We start from the raw sequence: 18,478 nt of genomic DNA on the forward strand, positions 1-18,478 counted from the left end.
TGAACCGCTCGCAACGCCCGCCTGTCGCGGGCCCGGAAATGGAGCCCCCGTGCCTGAACGTCCCATCCGCGTCTTCGGCGATCCCGTGCTGAAGGCCCGGTCCGCGCCGATCGAGACCATCGACGACGGCGTCAGGGGGCTCGTCGCGGATCTCCTCGACTCGGTCAAGCTGCCCGGGCGCGCCGGGGTCGCGGCCCCGCAGATCGGCGTCAACCTCCGGGCGTTCAGCTACAACGTCGACGGGCGGATCGGCTACGTGCTGAACCCCGAGCTCGTCGAGGTGCGCGGCGAGAAGGAGCCGACCGGCGAGGGCTGCCTCTCGGTGCCCGGGCTCTGGCACGACACCCCGCGCCACCCCTACGCGCGGGTGCGCGGCATCGACCTCGACGGCCAGGAGATCGTCGTCGAGGGCACCGGGGTGCTCGCGCAGGCGCTGCAGCACGAGACCGACCACCTCGACGGCATCCTCTACCTCGATCGTCTCGAGCCGGCCGAGCGTCGGGTCGCGATGCGCGAGGTGCGCGAGTCCGACTGGTTCTGAGTCGCAGGACGAACGACGAAGGGGCGCCGCGGATGCGGCGCCCCTTCGTCGTTCGTGGTGATCAGCTGATCGCGGACATGCCCTCGGTCGCCGGGGCGCCCGAGTACATCGCGTTCGTGGTGATCAGCTGATCGCGGACATGCCCTCGGTCGCCGGGGCGCCCGAGTACATCGCCTCGATCTCGCCGGCGAAGTCCTCGAGGATGACGTTGCGCTTGATGCTGAGCTTCGGCGTCAGGTGACCGCTCGCCTCGGTGAGCTCGAGCGGCAGCACCGTGAACTTGCGGATCGACTCGGCACGGGAGACGAGCTCGTTCGCGGCGTCGATCGCCCGCTGCACCTCGGCGCGGACGGCCTCGTTCGCCGCCGCCTCGTCGAGGCTCATGCCGGCGTCCTCGCCGTTGTTGTTCAGCCACACCGGCAGCATCTCGGGGTCGAGGGTCACGAGCGCCGAGATGAACGGCTTCTTGTCGCCGACGACGACGACCTGGCCGACGAGCGGGTTCGCCCGGATCGGGTCTTCGAGCGCGGCGGGGGCGACGTTCTTGCCCCCGGCCGTGACGATGATCTCCTTCTTGCGCCCGGTGATCGTGAGGAAGCCCTCGTCGTCGAAGGAGCCGATGTCGCCCGTCTTGAACCACTCGCCGTCGAAGGCCTCGGCGGTCGCCTCGGGGTTCTTCCAGTACTCCTTGAAGACGTTGACGCCCTTCACCTGGATCTCGCCGTCGTCCGCGAGTCGGAGCGCGACGCCCGGCAGCGCCGGACCGACCGTGCCGATCTTCGAACGCGTCGGCAGGTTCACCGTGGCGGGCGCGGTTGTCTCGGTGAGGCCGTAGCCCTCGAGGATCGCGATGCCGAGCGCGTGGTAGAAGTGCCCGAGGCGGGCGCCGAGCGGCGCGGAGCCGGACACCGCGTACTTCACGTTGCCGCCGAGCGCCGCCCGCAGCTTCTTGAAGACGAGCGCATCGAAGAGCCGGAAGCGGAGCTTCAGGCCGAACGGCACCGAGCCCTGCTCGAGCGCGGTCGAGTACGCGACGGCGGTCTCGGCGGCGGCGCGGAAGATCTTGCCCTTGCCGCCGGTCTCGGCCTTCTGCTCGGAGACGTTGTAGACCTTCTCGAAGACGCGGGGGACCGCGAGGAGGAAGGTCGGCTTGAAGCTCGAGAGCGCGGGCAGCAGCTGCTTCGTGTCCGGCTGGTGGCCGACGCGCACGCCGGCGTGCACGCAGAGCACCGCGATGAAGCGCGCGAACACGTGGGCGAGGGTGATGAACAGCACGGTCGACGCGCCGTTCGGGTCGAGCACGACCTCGTCGAGCGCGACCGCGGAGTTGCGCGACAGCTCGACGAAGTTCGCGTGGGTCAGCACGCAGCCCTTCGGCTTGCCGGTCGAGCCCGAGGTGTAGATGAGGGTCGCGATGTCGTCCGCGTTGGCGATCGTGCGGCGGCGCTCGATCTCCTCGTCGGAGACGGAGGCGCCGGAGGCGGCGAGCTTGTCGAGGTCGCCCAGGTCGATCTGCCAGACGTGCTGCACGGCGGGCAGATCCGGGTGCACCTCGTCGAAGCGGCTGAAGTGGTCGGGGGTCTCGACGATGATGGCGATCGCCCCCGAGTCGCTGAGGTTCCACCGCACCTGCGCGGGGGAGCTCGTCTCGTAGACGGGCACGAGCACCGCGCCGGCGAACCACACGGCGAAGTCGATGAGCGTCCACTCGTAGCGGGTCTTGCACATCAGGCCGATCTTGTCGCCAGGCTGGATGCCGGCCGCGGCCAGCCCCTTGGCGAGGGCGATCACCTGCGCGTGGAACTCCTTCGCCGTCACCGGCGACCAACCGCCGTCGGCGGTCGGCAGCGAGAACAACGCGGCGTCGGGGGTGGCGCGCACGCGTTCCACCAGCAGGTCGGTGGTGTTCGCATGCGGGTCGGCGGCGACAACGGCGGGCGTTGCGAATTCGGTCACGGCAGCTCCTTCGGCACCGGGGAGGCCTTCGCGCGTCGACGCACGTCTCGGGCCTCGGCGTTGGGTTGACTACACTCTAGTCGTTGCCCGCGCGCGCCCAGGCGTTCGGCGGCGGCGCGAACCTTCCCGTTCCCCCTGAAAGGCGGCCTCGTGGCGCACGCGATCGGCATCGACATCGGCGGTACGAAGATCGCGGGAGCGATCGTCGACGAGCTCGGCACCATCGTCGCGCAAGACCGTGTGCCGACCCCGGCCGGCGACGCCCGAGCCGTCGAGGACGAGGTCGTCGCGATGATCGGGCGGCTCCGCGCCGACGAGCACGCGACGGGCGGCATCGACGCCGTCGGGGTCGCGGCGGCCGGATTCATCGACGCGGCGCAGTCCACCGTCTACTACGCGCCCAACATTGACTGGCGCAACGAGCCCTTCCGCGAGAAGCTCGAGGCCCGCGTCGGCGGCACCGTGGTCGTCGACAACGACGCGAACGCCGCTGGCTGGGCCGAGTTCCGCTTCGGCGCCGGCCGGCTCGTGAGCGACATGGTGATGCTCACGATCGGCACCGGCGTCGGCGGCGCGATCGTCGCGAGCGACCGCCTCTTCCGCGGCGGCTTCGGCGCCGGGGCCGAGCTCGGCCACCTCCGGCTCGTCCCCGGCGGCATCGCCTGCGGCTGCGGTCAGCACGGATGCCTCGAGCAGTACGGCTCCGGCCGGGCGCTGCTGCGGATGGCCGGCGAGATCGCCGACGCCGGCGGCATCGGCCAGGCGCTCGCCCGCACTCGGGCCGAGCACGGCAAGCTCGACGGCGCGCTCGTCGGCGCGCTCATCGAGGCCGGCGACCCCGGCGCGCTCACGGCGCTGCGCCAGCTCGGGCAGTGGCTCGGACAGGCCGCGGCGAGCCTCTCGGCGGTGCTCGACCCGCAGCGCTTCGTCTTCGGCGGCGGCGTGGCGGTGGCCGGCGAGCTGCTGCTGCAGCCGATCCGCGAGGCGTACCTCGAGCACCTGCCCGCGAGGGGCTACCACCCGGAGCCGGACTTCGTGATCGCCGAGCTCGTGAACGACGCCGGCGTCGTCGGAGCCGCCGACCTCGCGCGCGTGTGGGTCGAGCAGCACGCCTGATCGCTAGGCTGGACTCCGCCCGGGGCGGGCGCGAAGGACGAGACGGGGAGCTCGGGTGTTCTACTGGATCATGAAGCACATCGTCGTGGGGCCGGTGCTCCTCGCGATCTTCCGCCCCTGGATCGTCGGCCTCGAGAAGATCCCCGCGAACGGGCCGGTCATCCTCGCCTCGAACCATCTCTCCTTCATCGACTCGATCTTCCTGCCGCTCGTCGTGGACCGGCCGGTCGTCTTCCTCGCCAAGAGCGAGTACTTCACCGGCCGGGGGCTCAAGGGCTGGGCCACCAAGCTCTTCTTCCAGGCCACCGGGCAGCTGCCGATCGACCGCAGCGGCGGCAAGGCGTCCGAGGCATCCCTCAACACCGGCCTCCGGGTGCTCAGCGAGGGCCGCATCCTCGGCATCTACCCCGAGGGCACCCGCAGCCCCGACGCGAAGCTGTACCGCGGACGCACCGGGGTCGCCCGCATGGTGCTGGAGTCCGGCGCGCCGGTCGTGCCCGTCGCCATGATCGGCACCGCCGAGGTCATGCCGATCGGCACCCGGCTCCCGAAGGTGCGGCGCATCGGCATCGTGATCGGCGATCCGCTCGACTTCTCGCGCTTCCACGGCCTCGAGAGCGACCGCTTCGTGCTGCGCAGCGTGACCGACGAGCTCGTCTACGAACTGCGCGAGCTCAGCGGCCAGGAATACGTGGACGTCTACGCGAGTTCGGTCAAGGAACGACGGGCCTCCGAGGCGCGGTAGGCTCGTCCTACGACGCCGCGCTGCGCGGCGTCGTTTCGTACCCGCGCGCGATCGCGCGCCCGACCCTCCAGGACATCCAGTGCAACAGCTCGTCGAGCCCTTCGTGAACGCAGATCCCGATGTGATCGCGGGCCTCGACTATTGGCGCACGCTGCCGATCAAGCAGCAGCCGCAGTGGCCCGATGCGGCCGCGGCCGCCGCCGCCTCGGCCGAACTCGCCACGCTGCCGCCGCTGGTCTTCGCCGGCGAGGTCGACATGCTCCGCGAGCGGCTGGCCAGCGCCTCCCGCGGCGAGGCGTTCCTCCTGCAGGGCGGCGACTGCGCCGAGACCTTCGCCGGCGCCACGGCCGACCAGATCCGCAACCGGGTCAAGACCCTGCTGCAGATGGCCGTGGTGCTGACCTACGGCGCCTCGATGCCGGTCGTGAAGATGGGCCGCATGGCGGGGCAGTTCGCGAAGCCGCGCTCGAGCGACACCGAGACGCGCGGCGACGTGACGCTGCCCGCGTACCGCGGCGACATCGTGAACGGCTACGACTTCACCCCGGAGTCGCGCGCCGCCGACCCGCGTCGGCTGCTGCAGGGCTACCACATGGCCGCCTCGACGCTGAACCTCATTCGGGCCTTCACGCAGGGCGGCTTCGCCGACCTCCGGCAGGTGCACCAGTGGAACCAGGGCTTCGCGGCGAACCCGGCGAACGCCAGGTACGAGAAGCTCGCGCGCGAGATCGACCGCGCGGTGAAGTTCATGGACGCCTGCGGCGCCGACTTCGAGGAGCTGAAGCGCACGGAGTTCTACACGGGTCACGAGGGCCTGCTGATGGACTACGAGCGCCCGATGACGCGCATCGACTCGCGCACCGGGACGCCGTACAACACCTCGGCGCACTTCATCTGGATCGGTGAGCGCACCCGCGAGCTCGACGGCGCGCACGTCGACTTCCTCTCGCGCGTCCGCAACCCGATCGGGGTGAAGCTCGGGCCGACGACGACGCCCGAGACGATGCTCGAGCTCGTCGAGAAGCTCGACCCGAATCGCGAGCCGGGCCGCCTGACGTTCATCACGCGCATGGGCGCCGGCCGCATCCGGGAGGCGCTGCCGCCCCTGCTCGAGGCGATCAAGCGGTCCGACGCGCAGCCGCTGTGGGTGACCGACCCCATGCACGGTAACGGCATCACGACGCCCACCGGCTACAAGACCCGTCGCTTCGACGACGTGGTCGACGAGGTCAAGGGCTTCTTCGAGGCGCACCGCGCAGCCGGCACGCACCCGGGCGGCATCCACGTGGAGCTCACCGGCGACGACGTCACCGAGTGCCTCGGCGGCTCCGAGCACATCGACGAGGCGACGCTGGCGACGCGCTACGAGTCGCTCTGCGACCCGCGGCTGAACCACATGCAGTCCCTCGAGCTCGCCTTCCTGGTGGCCGAGGAGCTCGCCGCCCGCTGAGCACGGGCGACGGAACGGCGGCGTCCCGCTTCGGCGGGGCGCCGCCGTTCGCCGTGCGGGGGCCGGGATCGCCCCCGCCCGAGCGCCCGAGGCGCGTCGGAGCGCGGCTCAGAAGTTGACGGAGATCTCGGTGCCGCGCTTCACGCGCTCACCGGGGGCCACGCTCTGCTTCGCCGCGACGACGGCTCCCTCGAGGAATCCGGGCACGTTCGAGGTCACCGCGAAGTCGAGCGCTTCGAGCTGCTCGCGGGCCGCGGCGATCGTCTGGCCGGTGACGACGTTCGGCACCTCGACGAGATCCGGCCCCTTCGAGACGACGAGCAGCACGCTGTCGCCCGGGCGCATCGGATCGTTCTGCGCTTCGGCGCTGATGACGACGTCGATCGGGACCTCGTCGCTGAACTGCGGTTCGCCCTGCGACGCCTCCAGCCCGACGGCGTCGAGCGCCGCCTCGGCGTCGGCGAGCGTCATCCCGGCGACCTGGGGCACGGCGCCGACGGACACGATCAGGGTGATCGCGCCGCGCTCGGCGTACTCGGCGGGGAGCGGCGCACCGCTCGCGTCGAGCAGGCCGACGACGGCGCCGGCGTCGATCTCGTCGCTGAACTGCTTCACGACCTCGTCGCCCACCGTGAAGTCGCCGAGCGCTTCCCGCGCCGCCGCTTCGGGGTCGCCGACGACGTCCGGCACCTGGAGGATGCGCGGGCCGAGGGAGACGAGCACGGTGACGGTCGCCCCGCGCCGCGCCTGGGCTCCCTCGGCGGGATCGGTGCCCGAGACGAGACCCGCGGCGATCTCGGGGTCGTAGCGTTCGCCCTGCGCGACTTGGAAGCCCGCGTCGGTGAGCACCTGCTCCGCCGCCGCGGGCTCGAGGCCGGCGGTCACCGGGACGGTGACGGAGGCCCCGGGACCTGCGCCGAAGTACCAGCCGGTGCCGCCGGCGAGTCCGGCGAGCAGCAGCACGAGCGCGAACAGCCAGTAGCCCTTGCGCTTGCGGGCGGAGGCGCGAGCCGAGAGCGCGGCGGACTCCTCGCCCTGCTCCTCCGGAGCGGCGAGGGCGGTCGGAACGGGGGCGGATGCCGGGTTCAGCACCCGGGTCTCCGCGGTGGCCGTGGTGTCGGCGAGCACCATGGTCGGCTGGTAGAGCGCGGGGACCGGGCCGGCGACGCCGCGGACGGCCCCTTCCACCTCGCGCAGGCGATCGAGCATCGCCCGCGCGTCGGCGGGACGCTGCTCGGGGTCGCGCGAGGTGGCCCACAGCACGAGCTCGTCGAGCTCCGGCGGGACGCCCGAGAACTTCGAGCTCGGGGTCGGGACCTGGTCGTTCGCGTGCTGGTAGGCGATCTGCATCGGCGCCTCGCCCACGTAGGGCTGCTCGCCGGTGAGCATCTCGTACATCATGATGCCGACCGCGTAGATGTCGCTGCGGGCATCGGCGACGCCCCTCGTCACCAGCTCGGGGGAGAGGTAGGCGATGGTGCCGAGCAGGGCCTGCCCGGTGGCGGTGTTGGCGCTCGCCGCCCGGGCGAGGCCGAAGTCGCCGAGCTTGATGCGTCCGTCGTCGGCCAGCAGCACGTTCTCGGGCTTGAGATCGCGGTGCACGATGCCGGCCTTGTGCGCGGCGGCCAGCCCGGCGAGCACGGCGTCCATGATGTCGACGGTCTGCTCGGGCGTGAGGCGCTGATAGTCCTTCAGGAGGTCGCGCAGCGTGATGCCGGGAAGGTACTCCATGACGAGGTACGCCATGTCGGCGTCCTGGCCCTGGTCGAAGACGTTGACCACGTTCGGGTGGGCGAGGCGCGCGGCCGAGCGCGCCTCCTGCACGAACCGCGTCTTGAACGTGTTGTCGTCGGCGAGATGGCCGTGCATGATCTTGATTGCGACCCGGCGCTCGAGGCGAAGGTCGGTCGCGAGGTAGACGGTGGCCATGCCGCCGCGGGCGATCCGCGAGCGCACCTGGTACCGGCCGTCGATGAGACGGCCGAGCATCGGGTCGACGGGCGCTGTGGTCACCGTAGAAGTCTACGAAAGGGCGTATGCCCTTCCGGGTTCGAACCGCCGCGGGCGATGGGATCGAAATCCCTTCGTGACCCGAACGCGGGGTCAGCCGAGCTCGGAGAGCCAGGCCGCGGCCTGTGCCTCCCACTTCGCGTAGTACGTCGGGTAGGCGCTCAGCTGCACCGCCTGCGCCGCATCGGTCACGCTCATGGACTCCCAGCCGGGGATGTCCAGGAGGCCTCGTGTGACGCCGGGGTTCGGGTTCGCCGCCCCGCCGTAGAAGGCGGTGGTCGCGCGCACCGGGTCGAGCACCTGCTCCGGGGTGCCCCAGCCCTGGCTGGGGCGCTGCTGGAAGAGGCCGAGGGAGTCGCGGTCGCCGAACTGGACGTTGCGGAGCCCCGACTCCTGGGCGGCGGCGGCCAGGGCGACCACGATCCCGCGGTCGGGCACGCCGAGGGCCCGGCCGATGTCGATGACGAGCTTCGCGTTCTGCCGCATCTCCTCCGTGAGCACCGTGCTCACCGAGGCCACGAGGGCGACCGCGGTCGCCGCACGCGGCACGGTGAGGACCTGTCCCGGCTGGAGGACGGCATCCGGGCCGAGCTGGTTCGCGGCGAGGAGCTGCTCGAGGTCGACATCGAGTCGTTCGGCCAGGTCCCAGGCGGTGTCGCCCTCGGCGACGGTGACCTGCTCCGGCGCGGCGCCCTCGGCCGGGGCGGCCGGCGACGCCGCCGGCGCCGCGGCGGGGACGGCGCCGGCGATGGGGAGCACCACCTGCTGGCCGGGGAAGATCAGGCTCTCGCGCCCGAGTCCGTTCGCGCTCAGCAGCTGGTCGAGGTCGATGCCGTAGCGGTCGGCGATCCCGCCCATCGTGTCGCCGGCGGCGACGGTGTGACGGGCGATCTCCGGTGCGGCTTCGCTCGCGCGCGGGGCGCCGCCGGGGAGCACGAGGCGCTGGCCGGGGAAGATCAGGCTCGACCAGCCGAGCCCGTTCGCGGCGAGCAGTTCCGCGGTCGAGAGTCCGTAGCGCTCGGCGATGCCGGTCACCGTGTCGCCCTCAGCGACGGTGACCTCGACGGGCACCGCGCCGGCGACCGCCCGGACGGCGGCCGCTCCGCTGGCCGCGGGCTTGCCCTTCGCCTGCCGCTTCGGGGGTTGCGGGGCGGCATCCGCCGGCTGGGCGAAGCCGAGCGCGACCGCGATGGAGCTCATGACCGCGATCGGCAGGGCGATCGCGCGGGAGCGGAGACTCGGTCGAGCCGCCGAGGCTCCCTGATCAGGCCCCCGCTCGAATTCCGGTTCGGGCCGTGTCGTCATCTGATTCCCCTCGTCGGCATGGATCACCGGCTGTTCGTCACGCTCGCACAGGGGAAGGGGCGAGTCAAACCCCTCGCCCGCGTGGCGCGGGACCGGCTCGGCCACGAGCCGTCCGCGACGTGGCAGGCTGTTCTGCGTGAGCGAATCAACTGCGACCGAGTGGCTGACCGTCCCCGAACTCGTCGAACTGCTCGACGTCTCGCCCGGACGGGTGCGTCGGCTGATCGACGACCGTCACCTCCTCGGTCGGCGCATCGACGGGGTGCTCAAGGTGCCGGCGGACTTCCTCCGCGACGGTGCGCCGATGCCGGAGCTGCACGGCACGGCCATGGTGCTGCACGACGTCGGCTTCAGCGATGAAGAGGCCCTCGACTGGCTGATCGGCGAGGAGGACAGCCTCGGCACGACGCCGATCGCCGCGCTGCGCGCCGGGCGCAAGGCGGAGGTGCGGCGCGTCGCGCAGGCGCTCGCCTGAGGAGGCATCCGAACCGCTCGACGTCGTGAGCGGGCTCCGGGCACCGAGCACCGGGCGAGCGCTCAGCTGACCCGCTTCGCGACGGAGCGGGCGAGCGCGCCGAGCTCGGCCCGGGCGTGCTCGCTGATGGGGGCCTCCGCGAGCGCCGCGGTCGCGGCCTGCAGCTGACGGGTGATGAGCGCCTCGATCTCGTCGACGGCCCCGCAGTCGCTGAGGGTCTGCTGCAGCATCCGCACCTGGGCGTCGTCGAGCTCTGGGTCGCCGAGCAGTTCGTCGAGCAGCCGGCGCGTGCTCGGCGCGAGCCGCTCGCGGGCGATCGCGATGAGCATCGTGCGCTTACCCTCGCGCAGGTCGTCGCCGGCGGGCTTGCCAGTGAGCTCGGGGTCGCCGTACACGCCGAGCAGGTCGTCGCGCAGCTGATAGGCGATGCCGAGCGGCAGCCCGTAGGCGCGGAGCGCGGCCGCCTGCTCGGGCGTCGCGCCGCCGATCGCGGCGCCGATCGCGAGGGGCGCCTCGACGCTGTACTTCGCGGCCTTGTAGACGATGACCCGCTCGGCGCGGAGCTGCTGCTCCTCGTCGGGCTGCGCGATCCAGGCGTGCTCCTCGAGCACGTCGAGGTACTGACCGGCCGTCACCTCGGTGCGCATGCGCATGAACTCGACCCTGGCCGCGCGGGCGTCCGCACGCCGTTCGAGGAGCTCGAGACCCTCGTCGAGCAGCTCGTCGCTCCAGCCGAGGAGGAGGTCGCCGAGCAGGATCGCCGCGGAGCGGCCGAACTGCTCGCCGTCGCCGACCCAGCCGGACTCGCCGTGCAGCCGCTCGAAGAGCCGGTGCGCGCTCGGCGCCGAGCGCCTGGTGTCCGAGTTGTCGATGAGGTCGTCGTGCACGAGCGCCGCGGCGTGGAAGAGCTCGAGCGACGCGGCCGCGGCGATGACGGGGGAGCGGTCGCGCGAGTCGGGGCCGTCGAAGGGGTCGAAGGCGCCGCCCGTGGCGGCCTCCCAGCCCCAGTAGCAGAACAGCGCTCGGAAGCGCTTCCCCCCGCTGAGAAAGCGCTTCGAGAATGCGCCGAGTGGGGCGAGGTCGCCCGAGACGGCATCGAGAATGGAGGTACGGTCGGCGAGGAAATCCTCGATCCGATCGTGAACCAGGTCGACCAGTCGGGAACCGTGTGCCACCCGCCTAGCCTAGCGAGGCGCAGCGGCGTTAGAATCGACGTAGGATGCGTTGATCCCGAAAGAGGGGAATGAGATGCCGCTTTCAGAGCAGGAGCAGCGCCTTCTCGAAGAGATGGAGCGCAATCTCTACCGCAACGACGCCGATTTCGTGCAGGCGGTCGGCGGTCGACGAGGTGGGGTGGACTACCGACGGTTGACGATCGGCGTGCTGATCGCCCTCCTCGGCATCGGCGCGCTCGTCGCGGGCGTCGCGCTCCAGATCCCCGTCGTCGGCATCCTCGGCTTCGCCGCGATGTTCGCCGGCGTGCTGTTCTCCATGACCCGCTCCCGCCGAGGGGCGGGACAGCCCTCGCCGGTCGACCCGGTCGACGCCGCGCGCGGCTCGCGTCAGAGCCGCCCGAAGGCGGGCTTCATGGACCGGCTCAACGATCGTTGGGACCGGCGCCAGGACGGGCAGGGCTGAGCCGCTCAGAAGCGGGCTCCACCGACTCCTCCACTTCGCACCACTCGCGGGCCGATCGAATCGATCGGCCCGCTTTTTCGTGCCCGGACGGCGCCCCGAGCGTGCGCTGACGCGCTGAATCCTGCGGGTCGAGACGGGGTCACGCGTCGCCAGCCGCTTCGCCGCGCCCGGAAACTCCAATTCGAGCGATTTCTCCTCCACTTCCCACCACGCCTGAATCCCTTGAATTTTCGGGCTTTCCGTCGACCGATCTGCCTGAAACAGGCGCGTTTTCGTTGAATCGGGGATGAGAGTGGAGTAAAGTGGGGCCACCTGGATCCTGGCCGGAGGAAAGGGGGTGGGGGATGTTTCTCGGTACGTACGAGCCGAAGCTCGACGAGAAGGGGCGCATCATCCTGCCGGCGAAGTTCCGCGAGGAGCTTTCCAACGGCCTCGTCCTCACCCGAGGGCAGGAACGGTGCATCTACGTCTTCAGCGCTCGTGAGTTCGAGCAGATGAGCGACAAGATCCGCCAGGCCCCGGTCACGAGCAAGCAGGCCCGGGACTACATGCGCGTCTTCCTGTCGGGCGCCTCGGCCGAGACCCCCGACAAGCAGCACCGCGTGACCATCCCCGCCACGCTCCGCGGCTACGCGGGGCTCGACCGCGACCTCGCCGTGATCGGCGCGGGCAGCCGGGTCGAGATCTGGGACGCCGAAGCGTGGCAGCAGTACCTCGCCGAGCAGGAAGCGGCGTTCGCCGAGACCGCGGAGGAGGTGATCCCGGGGCTCTTCTGAGCTCCTCGGGCGCTGACTCCCAGCCGTTGCACCTGGTGCACTTCCCCGCATCAGGGTCACGGATGGGGATCAGGACCCGAGGCACTCGGGACCGGAGAAGGAACATGGACCTCGATCGCATCCACACCCCAGTCATGCTCGACCGCACCGTCGAGCTGCTCGCCCCCGCCCTCGAGGCGCCGGGCGCCGTGCTCGTCGATGCCACGCTCGGCATGGGCGGGCACAGCCGTGCGTTCCTCGAGCGCTTCCCCGAGCTCACCGTCATCGGACTCGACCGAGACCTGGAGGCGCTCGCGATCGCCCGCGAGCGGCTCGCCGCATTCGGCGATCGCGCCCGGTTCGTGCACACCGTCTACGACGGCATCGCCGAAGCGATCCGCGGCGAGGGCTTCGACGAGGTGCAGGGCATCCTGTTCGACCTCGGCGTCTCCTCGCTGCAGCTCGACCGGGCCGAGCGCGGCTTCGCCTACGCGAAGGACGCACCGCTCGACATGCGGATGGACCCGTCGCGCGGGCGCACGGCGGCCGACGTGCTCGCCGAGGCGGACGAAGACGAGCTGCGCCGCATCTTCCTCGACTACGGGGAAGAGAAGCTCGCCGCCCGCTACGCACGCGCGATCGTGCGGGCCCGGGCCGATCACCCCATCGCCCGATCGGGCGAGCTCGTGCAGATCCTGCACGACGCGACCCCGGTGGCGATCCAGCGTCAGGGGCACCCCGCGAAGCGCGTCTTCCAGGCGCTGCGGATCGAGGTGAACGAGGAGCTCTCGGTGCTCGCCGCCGCCATCCCGGCCGCGCTCGACGCGGTCGCGGTCGGCGGGCGCATCGTCGTGCTCTCCTACCAGTCGCTCGAAGACCGCCTCGTGAAGCGGGAGCTGCAGGCGGCCTCGAGCTCGACCGCTCCCGCGGGGCTCCCGATGGAGCTGCCAGAGCACAAGCCGCTGTTCCGCCTGCTGGTCCGAGGTGCCGAGCTCGCGAGCGAGGCCGAGCAGGCGGAGAACCCGCGCGCCAAGCCGGTTCGGCTGCGCGCCGCCGAACGAGTGAGGAGGGCGTCATGAGCGCTGTGCCCGTCCAGACGCTGCCCGCCCCCCGTCGCGGCGAGCCGGCGGCGGCTCCGGCCCGTCGGCTCCGGCTCGTCCCCGACGCCGTCCGCGGGCGCAAGCCGCGCATCGCCTACGCGATCATCGCGCTCGGCGCGATCATCCTCGTGGCGGCCGCGCAGCTCGTGCTCTCGGTCGCGATGACGCAGGGGGCGTACGAACTCGACTCGCTCCGGGTGCAGCAGACGAAGCTCGAGCGGGACCGGCAGATCGTCGGCGAGGAGCTCGATGCGCTCCAGTCCCCGCAGAACCTCGCGCGGAACGCCGAGGAACTCGGCATGGTCCCCAACACCACGCCGGTGTACCTCCGACTGTCGGACGGAGCCGTGCTGGGACAGCCGCAGGCCGCCGGGGGCGGTGCTGCGGCGTCGGGGCCGCTCGTCCCGAATTCGCTGATCGCCGACGTGCCGCTCGTGAACCAGCCGCTCGCGGGCGACAATGCCAGCGGGGGAGCGGTGACCGAGCCGCCGAGCGACGCGGATCAGCCGATCGTGCCGCCGGGGGCGCTGCCCACTCCCGACACGCACTGATCCGACTGGGGGCATTCGACGCATGAAGCAGACGAGCCGGTACCCGATGCGTCGCGTGGTCGTGGCCGGGGCGCTGCTGATCGCCTTCGTCGCGGTCTTCGTCGTGAAGCTCGTGGAGATCCAGGTGGTGCGGGCCGACGAGTACAACGCCGAGGCCGAGCAGGTGCGCAGCGACTCGCGCACCGTCTACGGCGCGCGCGGCGACATCGTCGATGCCAACGGCACCGTGCTCGCCGATTCGGTGATGCGCTACGACATCACGCTGTCGCCGAAGCAGGCGAAGGCTCGGGAGGCCGAGGACCCGGGTCAGCTGCAACGGAACGCGACCGAGCTCGGCGCCGCCCTCGGCATCCCGGCCGAGCACGTGCTGACCGTGATCGAGCAGAGCCTCGCCGCCGATGCCGACTCCGACTTCGCGTACCTCGCGAAGCAGGTCGACGTGGCCGCCTACGATCGCGTCGCCGCGCTGAAAGTGCCGTGGGTGTACTCGCAGGAGCACCCGGGACGGATCTATCCGAACGGCGCGGTCGCGGGCAACCTCCTCGGCTGGATCACCGCGGACGGGGAGCCGGCCGGCGGGCTCGAGGCGGCGCAGGACCAGTGCCTGGCGGGTGTCGACGGTGAGGTGAGCTCGCTGCACTCCCTGAAGGACTGGGTCGACATCCCGGGGACCGAGCGCACGGTGAAGGAGGCGCAGCCGGGCGGCACGCTGCAGCTCACGATCGACGCGGACCTGCAGTGGGAGGTGCAGCGCATCCTGGCCGCGCGGGTCGCGGAGGTGGGGGCCGAGTGGGGCATGGTCACCGTCATGAACGCGAAGACCGGGGAACTGATCGCCGTCGCCGACGTGCCGACCGTGGACCCCAACGACCCGTCCTCGACGGATGCGGAGGACCGGGGCTCGCGCTCGTTCTCGGCACCGTTCGAGCCCGGTTCGACGTTCAAGGCGCTCACGGCGGCCTCGGTGCTCGACGCGGGGCAGGCCGACCCGACGAGCGGCGTCGTCGCGCCGTACCGGATCACGCCGGGCAACGCGGACATCAACGACTCCGACTACCACGACGACGAGCGGCTCACCCTGACCGGGGTGCTCATCGACTCCTCGAACACCGGCATGTCGCAGTTCGGCGAGCGGGTGAGCGACCAGCAGCGCTACCAGGACATGCTCGACTTCGGCCTCGGCACCGAGAGCGAGGTCGGCTTCCCCGCCGAGGCCTCGGGCGACCTGAACGGCGGCCCGGACTACTGGGCCACGGACGACCAGACGAAGTACGCCACGATGTTCGGTCAGGGCCTCACGACGACCGCGGTCCAGATCGCGAGCGCCTACCAGACGCTCGCGAACCACGGCGTGCGGATGCCGGTGCAGCTCGTCCGGGGCTGCGAGCACGCCGACGGCAGTGTGACCGGCAAGCCCGACCAGACCCCGCGAGAGGTGGTCTCCGCGCAGGCCGCCGACCAGACGACCGCGATGCTCGAGCGCGTGTACCTCGAGGGCTGGCTCGCCGATCAGTGGAACATCCCGGGCTACCGGGTCGCGGCGAAGACCGGAACCGCGCAGGTCGCGGACGGTGAGGGCGGGTACCGGAGCGAGTACCTCGTGTCGGTGTCCGGCTACGCGCCGGCGGACGATCCGCAGTACGTCGTTTCGGTCAGCATCTTCGATGCCGTTACGATGAATTCGTCCGCCGCATCCGCTCCCGTCTTCCGAGACGTGATGAGCCAGGTGCTGAAGAAGTATCGGACGGTTCCATCCGGCGCCCCGGCGCCCGAACTGCCAGCAAGCTGGTGAGAAAGTTGGATTCGTGACCGGCACGCCTCCCACGGCACTCCGGCCGCAGCACCCGAATCCCAGATCGCTCCGCGAGCTCGCGGGGGAGTTCGATCTGGTCGTGCGCGGCGATCTCGACGGCCTCGAGGTGACCGGCGTCGCCCTCTCCAGCCGCGCGGTGCAGCCGGGAGACCTCTACGTCGGCGTCCCGGGTCGGAACGCGCACGGCGCGGACTACGCCGCGGACGCGGCGGCGCGCGGCGCGGTCGCGGTGCTCACGGACGCCGACGGCGCCGAGCGCGCGGCGACGGCCGGCCTTCCCGTCCTCGTCGTCGACGACGCACGGGCGGCGCTGGGCGCGGTCGCGGCCTGGATCCACGGCACCGCCGAGAACCCCGCGACCCTGTTCGGCGTGACGGGCACCAACGGCAAGACGAGCGTCGTCTATCTGCTCGACGGCATCCTCCGCCAGCTCGGCGTGGTCTCGGGCCTCACCTCCACCGCCGAGCGCCGCATCGGCGACGAGGCGGTCGTCAGCTCACTCACCACCCCCGAGGCGAGCGAGCTGCACGCGCTCCTCGCGCGCGCCGCGGAGCTCGGCGCCAGCGCCTTCGGCATCGAGGTCTCCGCGCAGGCCCTCAGCCGTCATCGCGTCGACGGCCTCGTCTTCGACGTCGTCGGCTTCACGAACCTGAGCCACGACCACCTCGACGACTACGCCTCGATGGACGAGTACTTCGCGGCGAAGCTCGCGCTCTTCCAGCCCGACCGCGCCCGGCGCGGCGTCGTCACCGTCGACTCCGAGTGGGGCCGACGCCTGGCCGCGGAGTCCGGCATCCCCGTCACGACGCTGACCACGCGCCCCGACGTCGACGCCGAGTGGCGCATGACCGTCGGCGAGGAGCTCGCCGCGAGCACCTCCTTCGTGCTCGAGGGGCCCGCAGGACGCCTCGAGACCTCCGTGCCCATCGTCGGCTGGTACATGGCGGCCAATGCGGCGCTCGCGATCGTGATGCTCGTCGAGGCCGGCTACGCCTTCGACGAGATCGCCGCGGCGCTCGACCGCGACGGCGGCATCCGCGCGTACATCCCCGGTCGCGCCGAGCGCATCTCGGGCGAGCAGGGTCCGCTCGTCTACGTCGACTACGGCCACAGCCCGGACGCCTTCCTGCAGACCCTCGGCGCCATCCGCCGGTTCACACCCGGCCGCCTGGTGATGGTGTTCGGCGCCGACGGCGACCGCGACACGACGAAGCGCGCCGAGATGGGCGCGATCGCCGCCCGCGGCGCCGACGCGCTCGTGATCACCGACTTCCACCCCCGCTGGGAGGATCCGGCGGCCATCCGCGCCGCGCTCATCGCCGGCGCCCGCGAGGCCGTCCCCGACCGTGAGATCCACGAGGTCGCCGACCCACGAGCCGCGTTCCGCACGGCGCTCGCGCTCGTGGGCGAGGGCGACGCCATCCTCTACGCCGGACCCGGGCACGAGGACTACCACGAAGTGAAGGGCGAGAAGATCCCGTACTCCGCCAGAGACGATGCCCGAGCGGCCCTCCGCGACGCGGGGTGGCCGGCATGATCGCGTTGCGCCTCGCCGAGATCGCCGCGGCGGTCGGCGGCGAACTCCGCCTGCCCGACACCGGCGCCACCGCGCAGGACCGCGTCGACGGGCCGGTCACCACCGACTCCCGCGAGCTCGTCGCGGGCGGCGTCTTCGTCGCCAAGCGCGGCGAGTTCGACGACGGGCACCGCTTCGTCCCCGCGGCGGTCGACGCCGGCGCCGCGCTGCTCATCGTCGAGGAGGGGCAGCCGGTCGACGTGCCGCAGATCGTCGTCGACGACTCGGTCGACGCGCTCGGTCGCCTGGCGACCGAGGTCGTCGCCCGCGTGCGCGCGCTGGGGCGGCTGCGCATCGTCGGCGTGACGGGATCGAACGGCAAGACGACGACGAAGAACCTGCTGCGCACGGTGCTGGAGCGCGTGGGGGAGACCGTCGCGGCCAGGAAGTCGTTCAACAACGAGGTCGGCGCGCCGATCACGATGCTCGAGCTCACCGAATCGACCGAGTTCCTGGTCGCCGAGATGGGCGCCTCCGGCGTCGGCGAGATCGCGCGGCTGATCCGGATGGCCCGCCCGGACGTCGGCATCGTGCTGAAGGTCGGCCTCGCGCACGCCGGCGAGTTCGGCGGCATCGAGCAGACCGTCCGCGCGAAGAGCGAGATGGTGACCGAGCTGCTCGACACCGACGTCGCCGTGCTGAACGCCGACGACCCGCGCGTCGCGCCGATGGCGGAGCTCACGCGCGCCCGTGTGGTGCGCTTCGGGCTCGGCGACGCGGCGGACGTCCGTGCGAGCGGCATCCGTGTGCACGCCCGGGGGACCGAGTTCACGGTCACCGTGCCCGGCGGCGAGTCCGCGACGGTCGCCTTCGGCGTCCTCGGCGAGCACCACATCATGAACGCCCTCGCCGCGATCGCCGCCGCCCGGGAGCTCGGGGTGCCCCTCGCCGACATCGTCTCCGCGCTGGAATCCGTCACCCTCGCCGAGCACGGCCGCATGGAGGTGCTCGGCGGGCGCGACGACATCACGGTGATCAACGACGCGTACAACGCCAGCCCGGACTCGATGTCCGCCGCGCTGAAGACGCTCGCCCAGGTGAAGCGCGACGGCGCTCGGACCTTCGCCGTGCTCGGCGAGATGAGCGAGCTCGGCGAGTTCTCGGGCGACGAGCACGACCGGATCGGTCTGCTCGCCGTGCGGCTCGGCATCTCGCAGCTCGTCGTCGTCGGATCGGGCGCCAGGCGCCTGCACATCTCCGCGATCAACGAGGGTTCGTGGGACGGCGAGTCCGCCTTCGTCGAGACGCAGGACGAGGCCTTCGAGCTCGTCACGGCGCAGGCGCGCCCCGGGGACACGATCCTCGTCAAGTCTTCGAACTCGGCGGGGCTTCGTCACCTCGGCGACCGACTGGGAGAATGGTTCTCGTGAGAGCACTGCTGACCGCTGGAGCCTTGTCGCTCGCCTTCACGCTCTTTCTGACCCCGTTGTTCATCCGGTTGTTCACG

At 71.6% G+C, this 18,478-nt stretch carries 16 protein-coding genes; 12 read left to right on the forward strand and 4 right to left on the reverse strand.

The window, feature by feature from the left end; genetic code table 11:
- Positions 1-49: 49 nt before the first annotated feature.
- Complete coding sequence (gene def / locus IEY71_RS17600; RefSeq protein ID WP_189086686.1) at positions 50-541, forward strand: peptide deformylase; 492 nt, start codon at positions 50-52, stop codon at positions 539-541.
- A gap of 123 nt (positions 542-664) precedes the next feature.
- On the opposite strand, the gene IEY71_RS17605 is transcribed toward def, so the two are convergent.
- The gene (locus IEY71_RS17605; protein ID WP_189086687.1) at positions 665-2,497 is read right to left on the reverse strand and encodes an AMP-dependent synthetase/ligase; all 1,833 of its coding nucleotides are present in this window, start codon (positions 2,495-2,497) and stop codon (positions 665-667) included.
- A 150-nt stretch (positions 2,498-2,647) separates the two neighbouring features.
- Between IEY71_RS17605 and IEY71_RS17610 the strand changes: the two genes are divergently transcribed.
- The 3 genes from IEY71_RS17610 to IEY71_RS17620 all read left to right on the forward strand — a co-directional run bounded on the left by IEY71_RS17610 (position 2,648) and on the right by IEY71_RS17620 (position 5,808).
- On the forward strand, positions 2,648-3,613 hold the full coding sequence (locus tag IEY71_RS17610; RefSeq protein ID WP_189086688.1) for an ROK family glucokinase: 966 nt from the start codon (positions 2,648-2,650) through the stop codon (positions 3,611-3,613).
- Positions 3,614-3,668: 55 nt separating this feature from the next.
- Positions 3,669-4,358, forward strand: a complete 690-nt coding sequence (locus tag IEY71_RS17615) for a lysophospholipid acyltransferase family protein (protein WP_189086689.1) — start codon at positions 3,669-3,671, stop codon at positions 4,356-4,358.
- 121 nt (positions 4,359-4,479) lie between these two features.
- Positions 4,480-5,808 (forward strand): class II 3-deoxy-7-phosphoheptulonate synthase, encoded by a 1,329-nt coding sequence (locus IEY71_RS17620; RefSeq protein ID WP_189086706.1) that lies wholly within the window; start codon positions 4,480-4,482, stop codon positions 5,806-5,808.
- Positions 5,809-5,916: 108 nt separating this feature from the next.
- Here IEY71_RS17620 and pknB read toward each other — a convergent pair whose 3' ends face one another.
- Positions 5,917-7,797 (reverse strand): Stk1 family PASTA domain-containing Ser/Thr kinase, encoded by a 1,881-nt coding sequence (gene pknB / locus IEY71_RS17625; protein ID WP_189086707.1) that lies wholly within the window; start codon positions 7,795-7,797, stop codon positions 5,917-5,919.
- Positions 7,798-7,911: 114 nt separating this feature from the next.
- The gene (locus IEY71_RS17630; RefSeq protein ID WP_229781838.1) at positions 7,912-9,018 is read right to left on the reverse strand and encodes a muramidase family protein; all 1,107 of its coding nucleotides are present in this window, start codon (positions 9,016-9,018) and stop codon (positions 7,912-7,914) included.
- A gap of 241 nt (positions 9,019-9,259) precedes the next feature.
- Between IEY71_RS17630 and IEY71_RS17635 the strand changes: the two genes are divergently transcribed.
- Positions 9,260-9,598 (forward strand): Rv2175c family DNA-binding protein, encoded by a 339-nt coding sequence (locus IEY71_RS17635; RefSeq protein WP_189086691.1) that lies wholly within the window; start codon positions 9,260-9,262, stop codon positions 9,596-9,598.
- Positions 9,599-9,660: 62 nt separating this feature from the next.
- Here the strand turns inward: IEY71_RS17635 and IEY71_RS17640 are convergent, their stop codons facing one another.
- Positions 9,661-10,773, reverse strand: coding sequence for a polyprenyl synthetase family protein (locus IEY71_RS17640; RefSeq protein WP_189086692.1), 1,113 nt, complete (start codon positions 10,771-10,773; stop codon positions 9,661-9,663).
- Between the two features lie 73 nt (positions 10,774-10,846).
- Between IEY71_RS17640 and IEY71_RS17645 the strand changes: the two genes are divergently transcribed.
- The 7 genes from IEY71_RS17645 to IEY71_RS17675 all read left to right on the forward strand — a co-directional run bounded on the left by IEY71_RS17645 (position 10,847) and on the right by IEY71_RS17675 (position 18,401).
- Entirely contained in the window at positions 10,847-11,236 is a 390-nt protein-coding gene (locus IEY71_RS17645) for an SCO2097 family morphological protein (protein ID WP_189086693.1), read from the forward strand.
- A gap of 344 nt (positions 11,237-11,580) precedes the next feature.
- Positions 11,581-12,012 (forward strand): division/cell wall cluster transcriptional repressor MraZ, encoded by a 432-nt coding sequence (mraZ, locus tag IEY71_RS17650; protein ID WP_189086694.1) that lies wholly within the window; start codon positions 11,581-11,583, stop codon positions 12,010-12,012.
- Positions 12,013-12,116: 104 nt separating this feature from the next.
- Positions 12,117-13,070 carry a 16S rRNA (cytosine(1402)-N(4))-methyltransferase RsmH gene (rsmH, locus tag IEY71_RS17655; protein WP_189086695.1) on the forward strand — a complete coding sequence of 318 codons (954 nt, stop codon included), beginning with the start codon at positions 12,117-12,119 and terminating at the stop codon, positions 13,068-13,070.
- Positions 13,067-13,642, forward strand: coding sequence for a cell division protein FtsL (gene ftsL / locus IEY71_RS17660; RefSeq protein ID WP_189086696.1), 576 nt, complete (start codon positions 13,067-13,069; stop codon positions 13,640-13,642). Before rsmH ends, ftsL begins: the two co-directional genes overlap by 4 nt.
- A 22-nt stretch (positions 13,643-13,664) precedes the next feature.
- The gene (locus IEY71_RS17665) at positions 13,665-15,434 is read left to right on the forward strand and encodes a peptidoglycan D,D-transpeptidase FtsI family protein (protein WP_229781839.1); all 1,770 of its coding nucleotides are present in this window, start codon (positions 13,665-13,667) and stop codon (positions 15,432-15,434) included.
- A 13-nt stretch (positions 15,435-15,447) separates the two neighbouring features.
- Positions 15,448-16,992 (forward strand): Mur ligase family protein, encoded by a 1,545-nt coding sequence (locus IEY71_RS17670; RefSeq protein WP_189086697.1) that lies wholly within the window; start codon positions 15,448-15,450, stop codon positions 16,990-16,992.
- On the forward strand, positions 16,989-18,401 hold the full coding sequence (locus IEY71_RS17675) for a UDP-N-acetylmuramoyl-tripeptide--D-alanyl-D-alanine ligase (protein ID WP_189086698.1): 1,413 nt from the start codon (positions 16,989-16,991) through the stop codon (positions 18,399-18,401). Before IEY71_RS17670 ends, IEY71_RS17675 begins: the two co-directional genes overlap by 4 nt.
- Positions 18,402-18,478 lie beyond the last annotated feature (77 nt).

It is taken from the genome of Agromyces mediolanus (genome assembly GCF_014648575.1).
GTDB classification, from domain to species: domain Bacteria; phylum Actinomycetota; class Actinomycetes; order Actinomycetales; family Microbacteriaceae; genus Agromyces; species Agromyces mediolanus.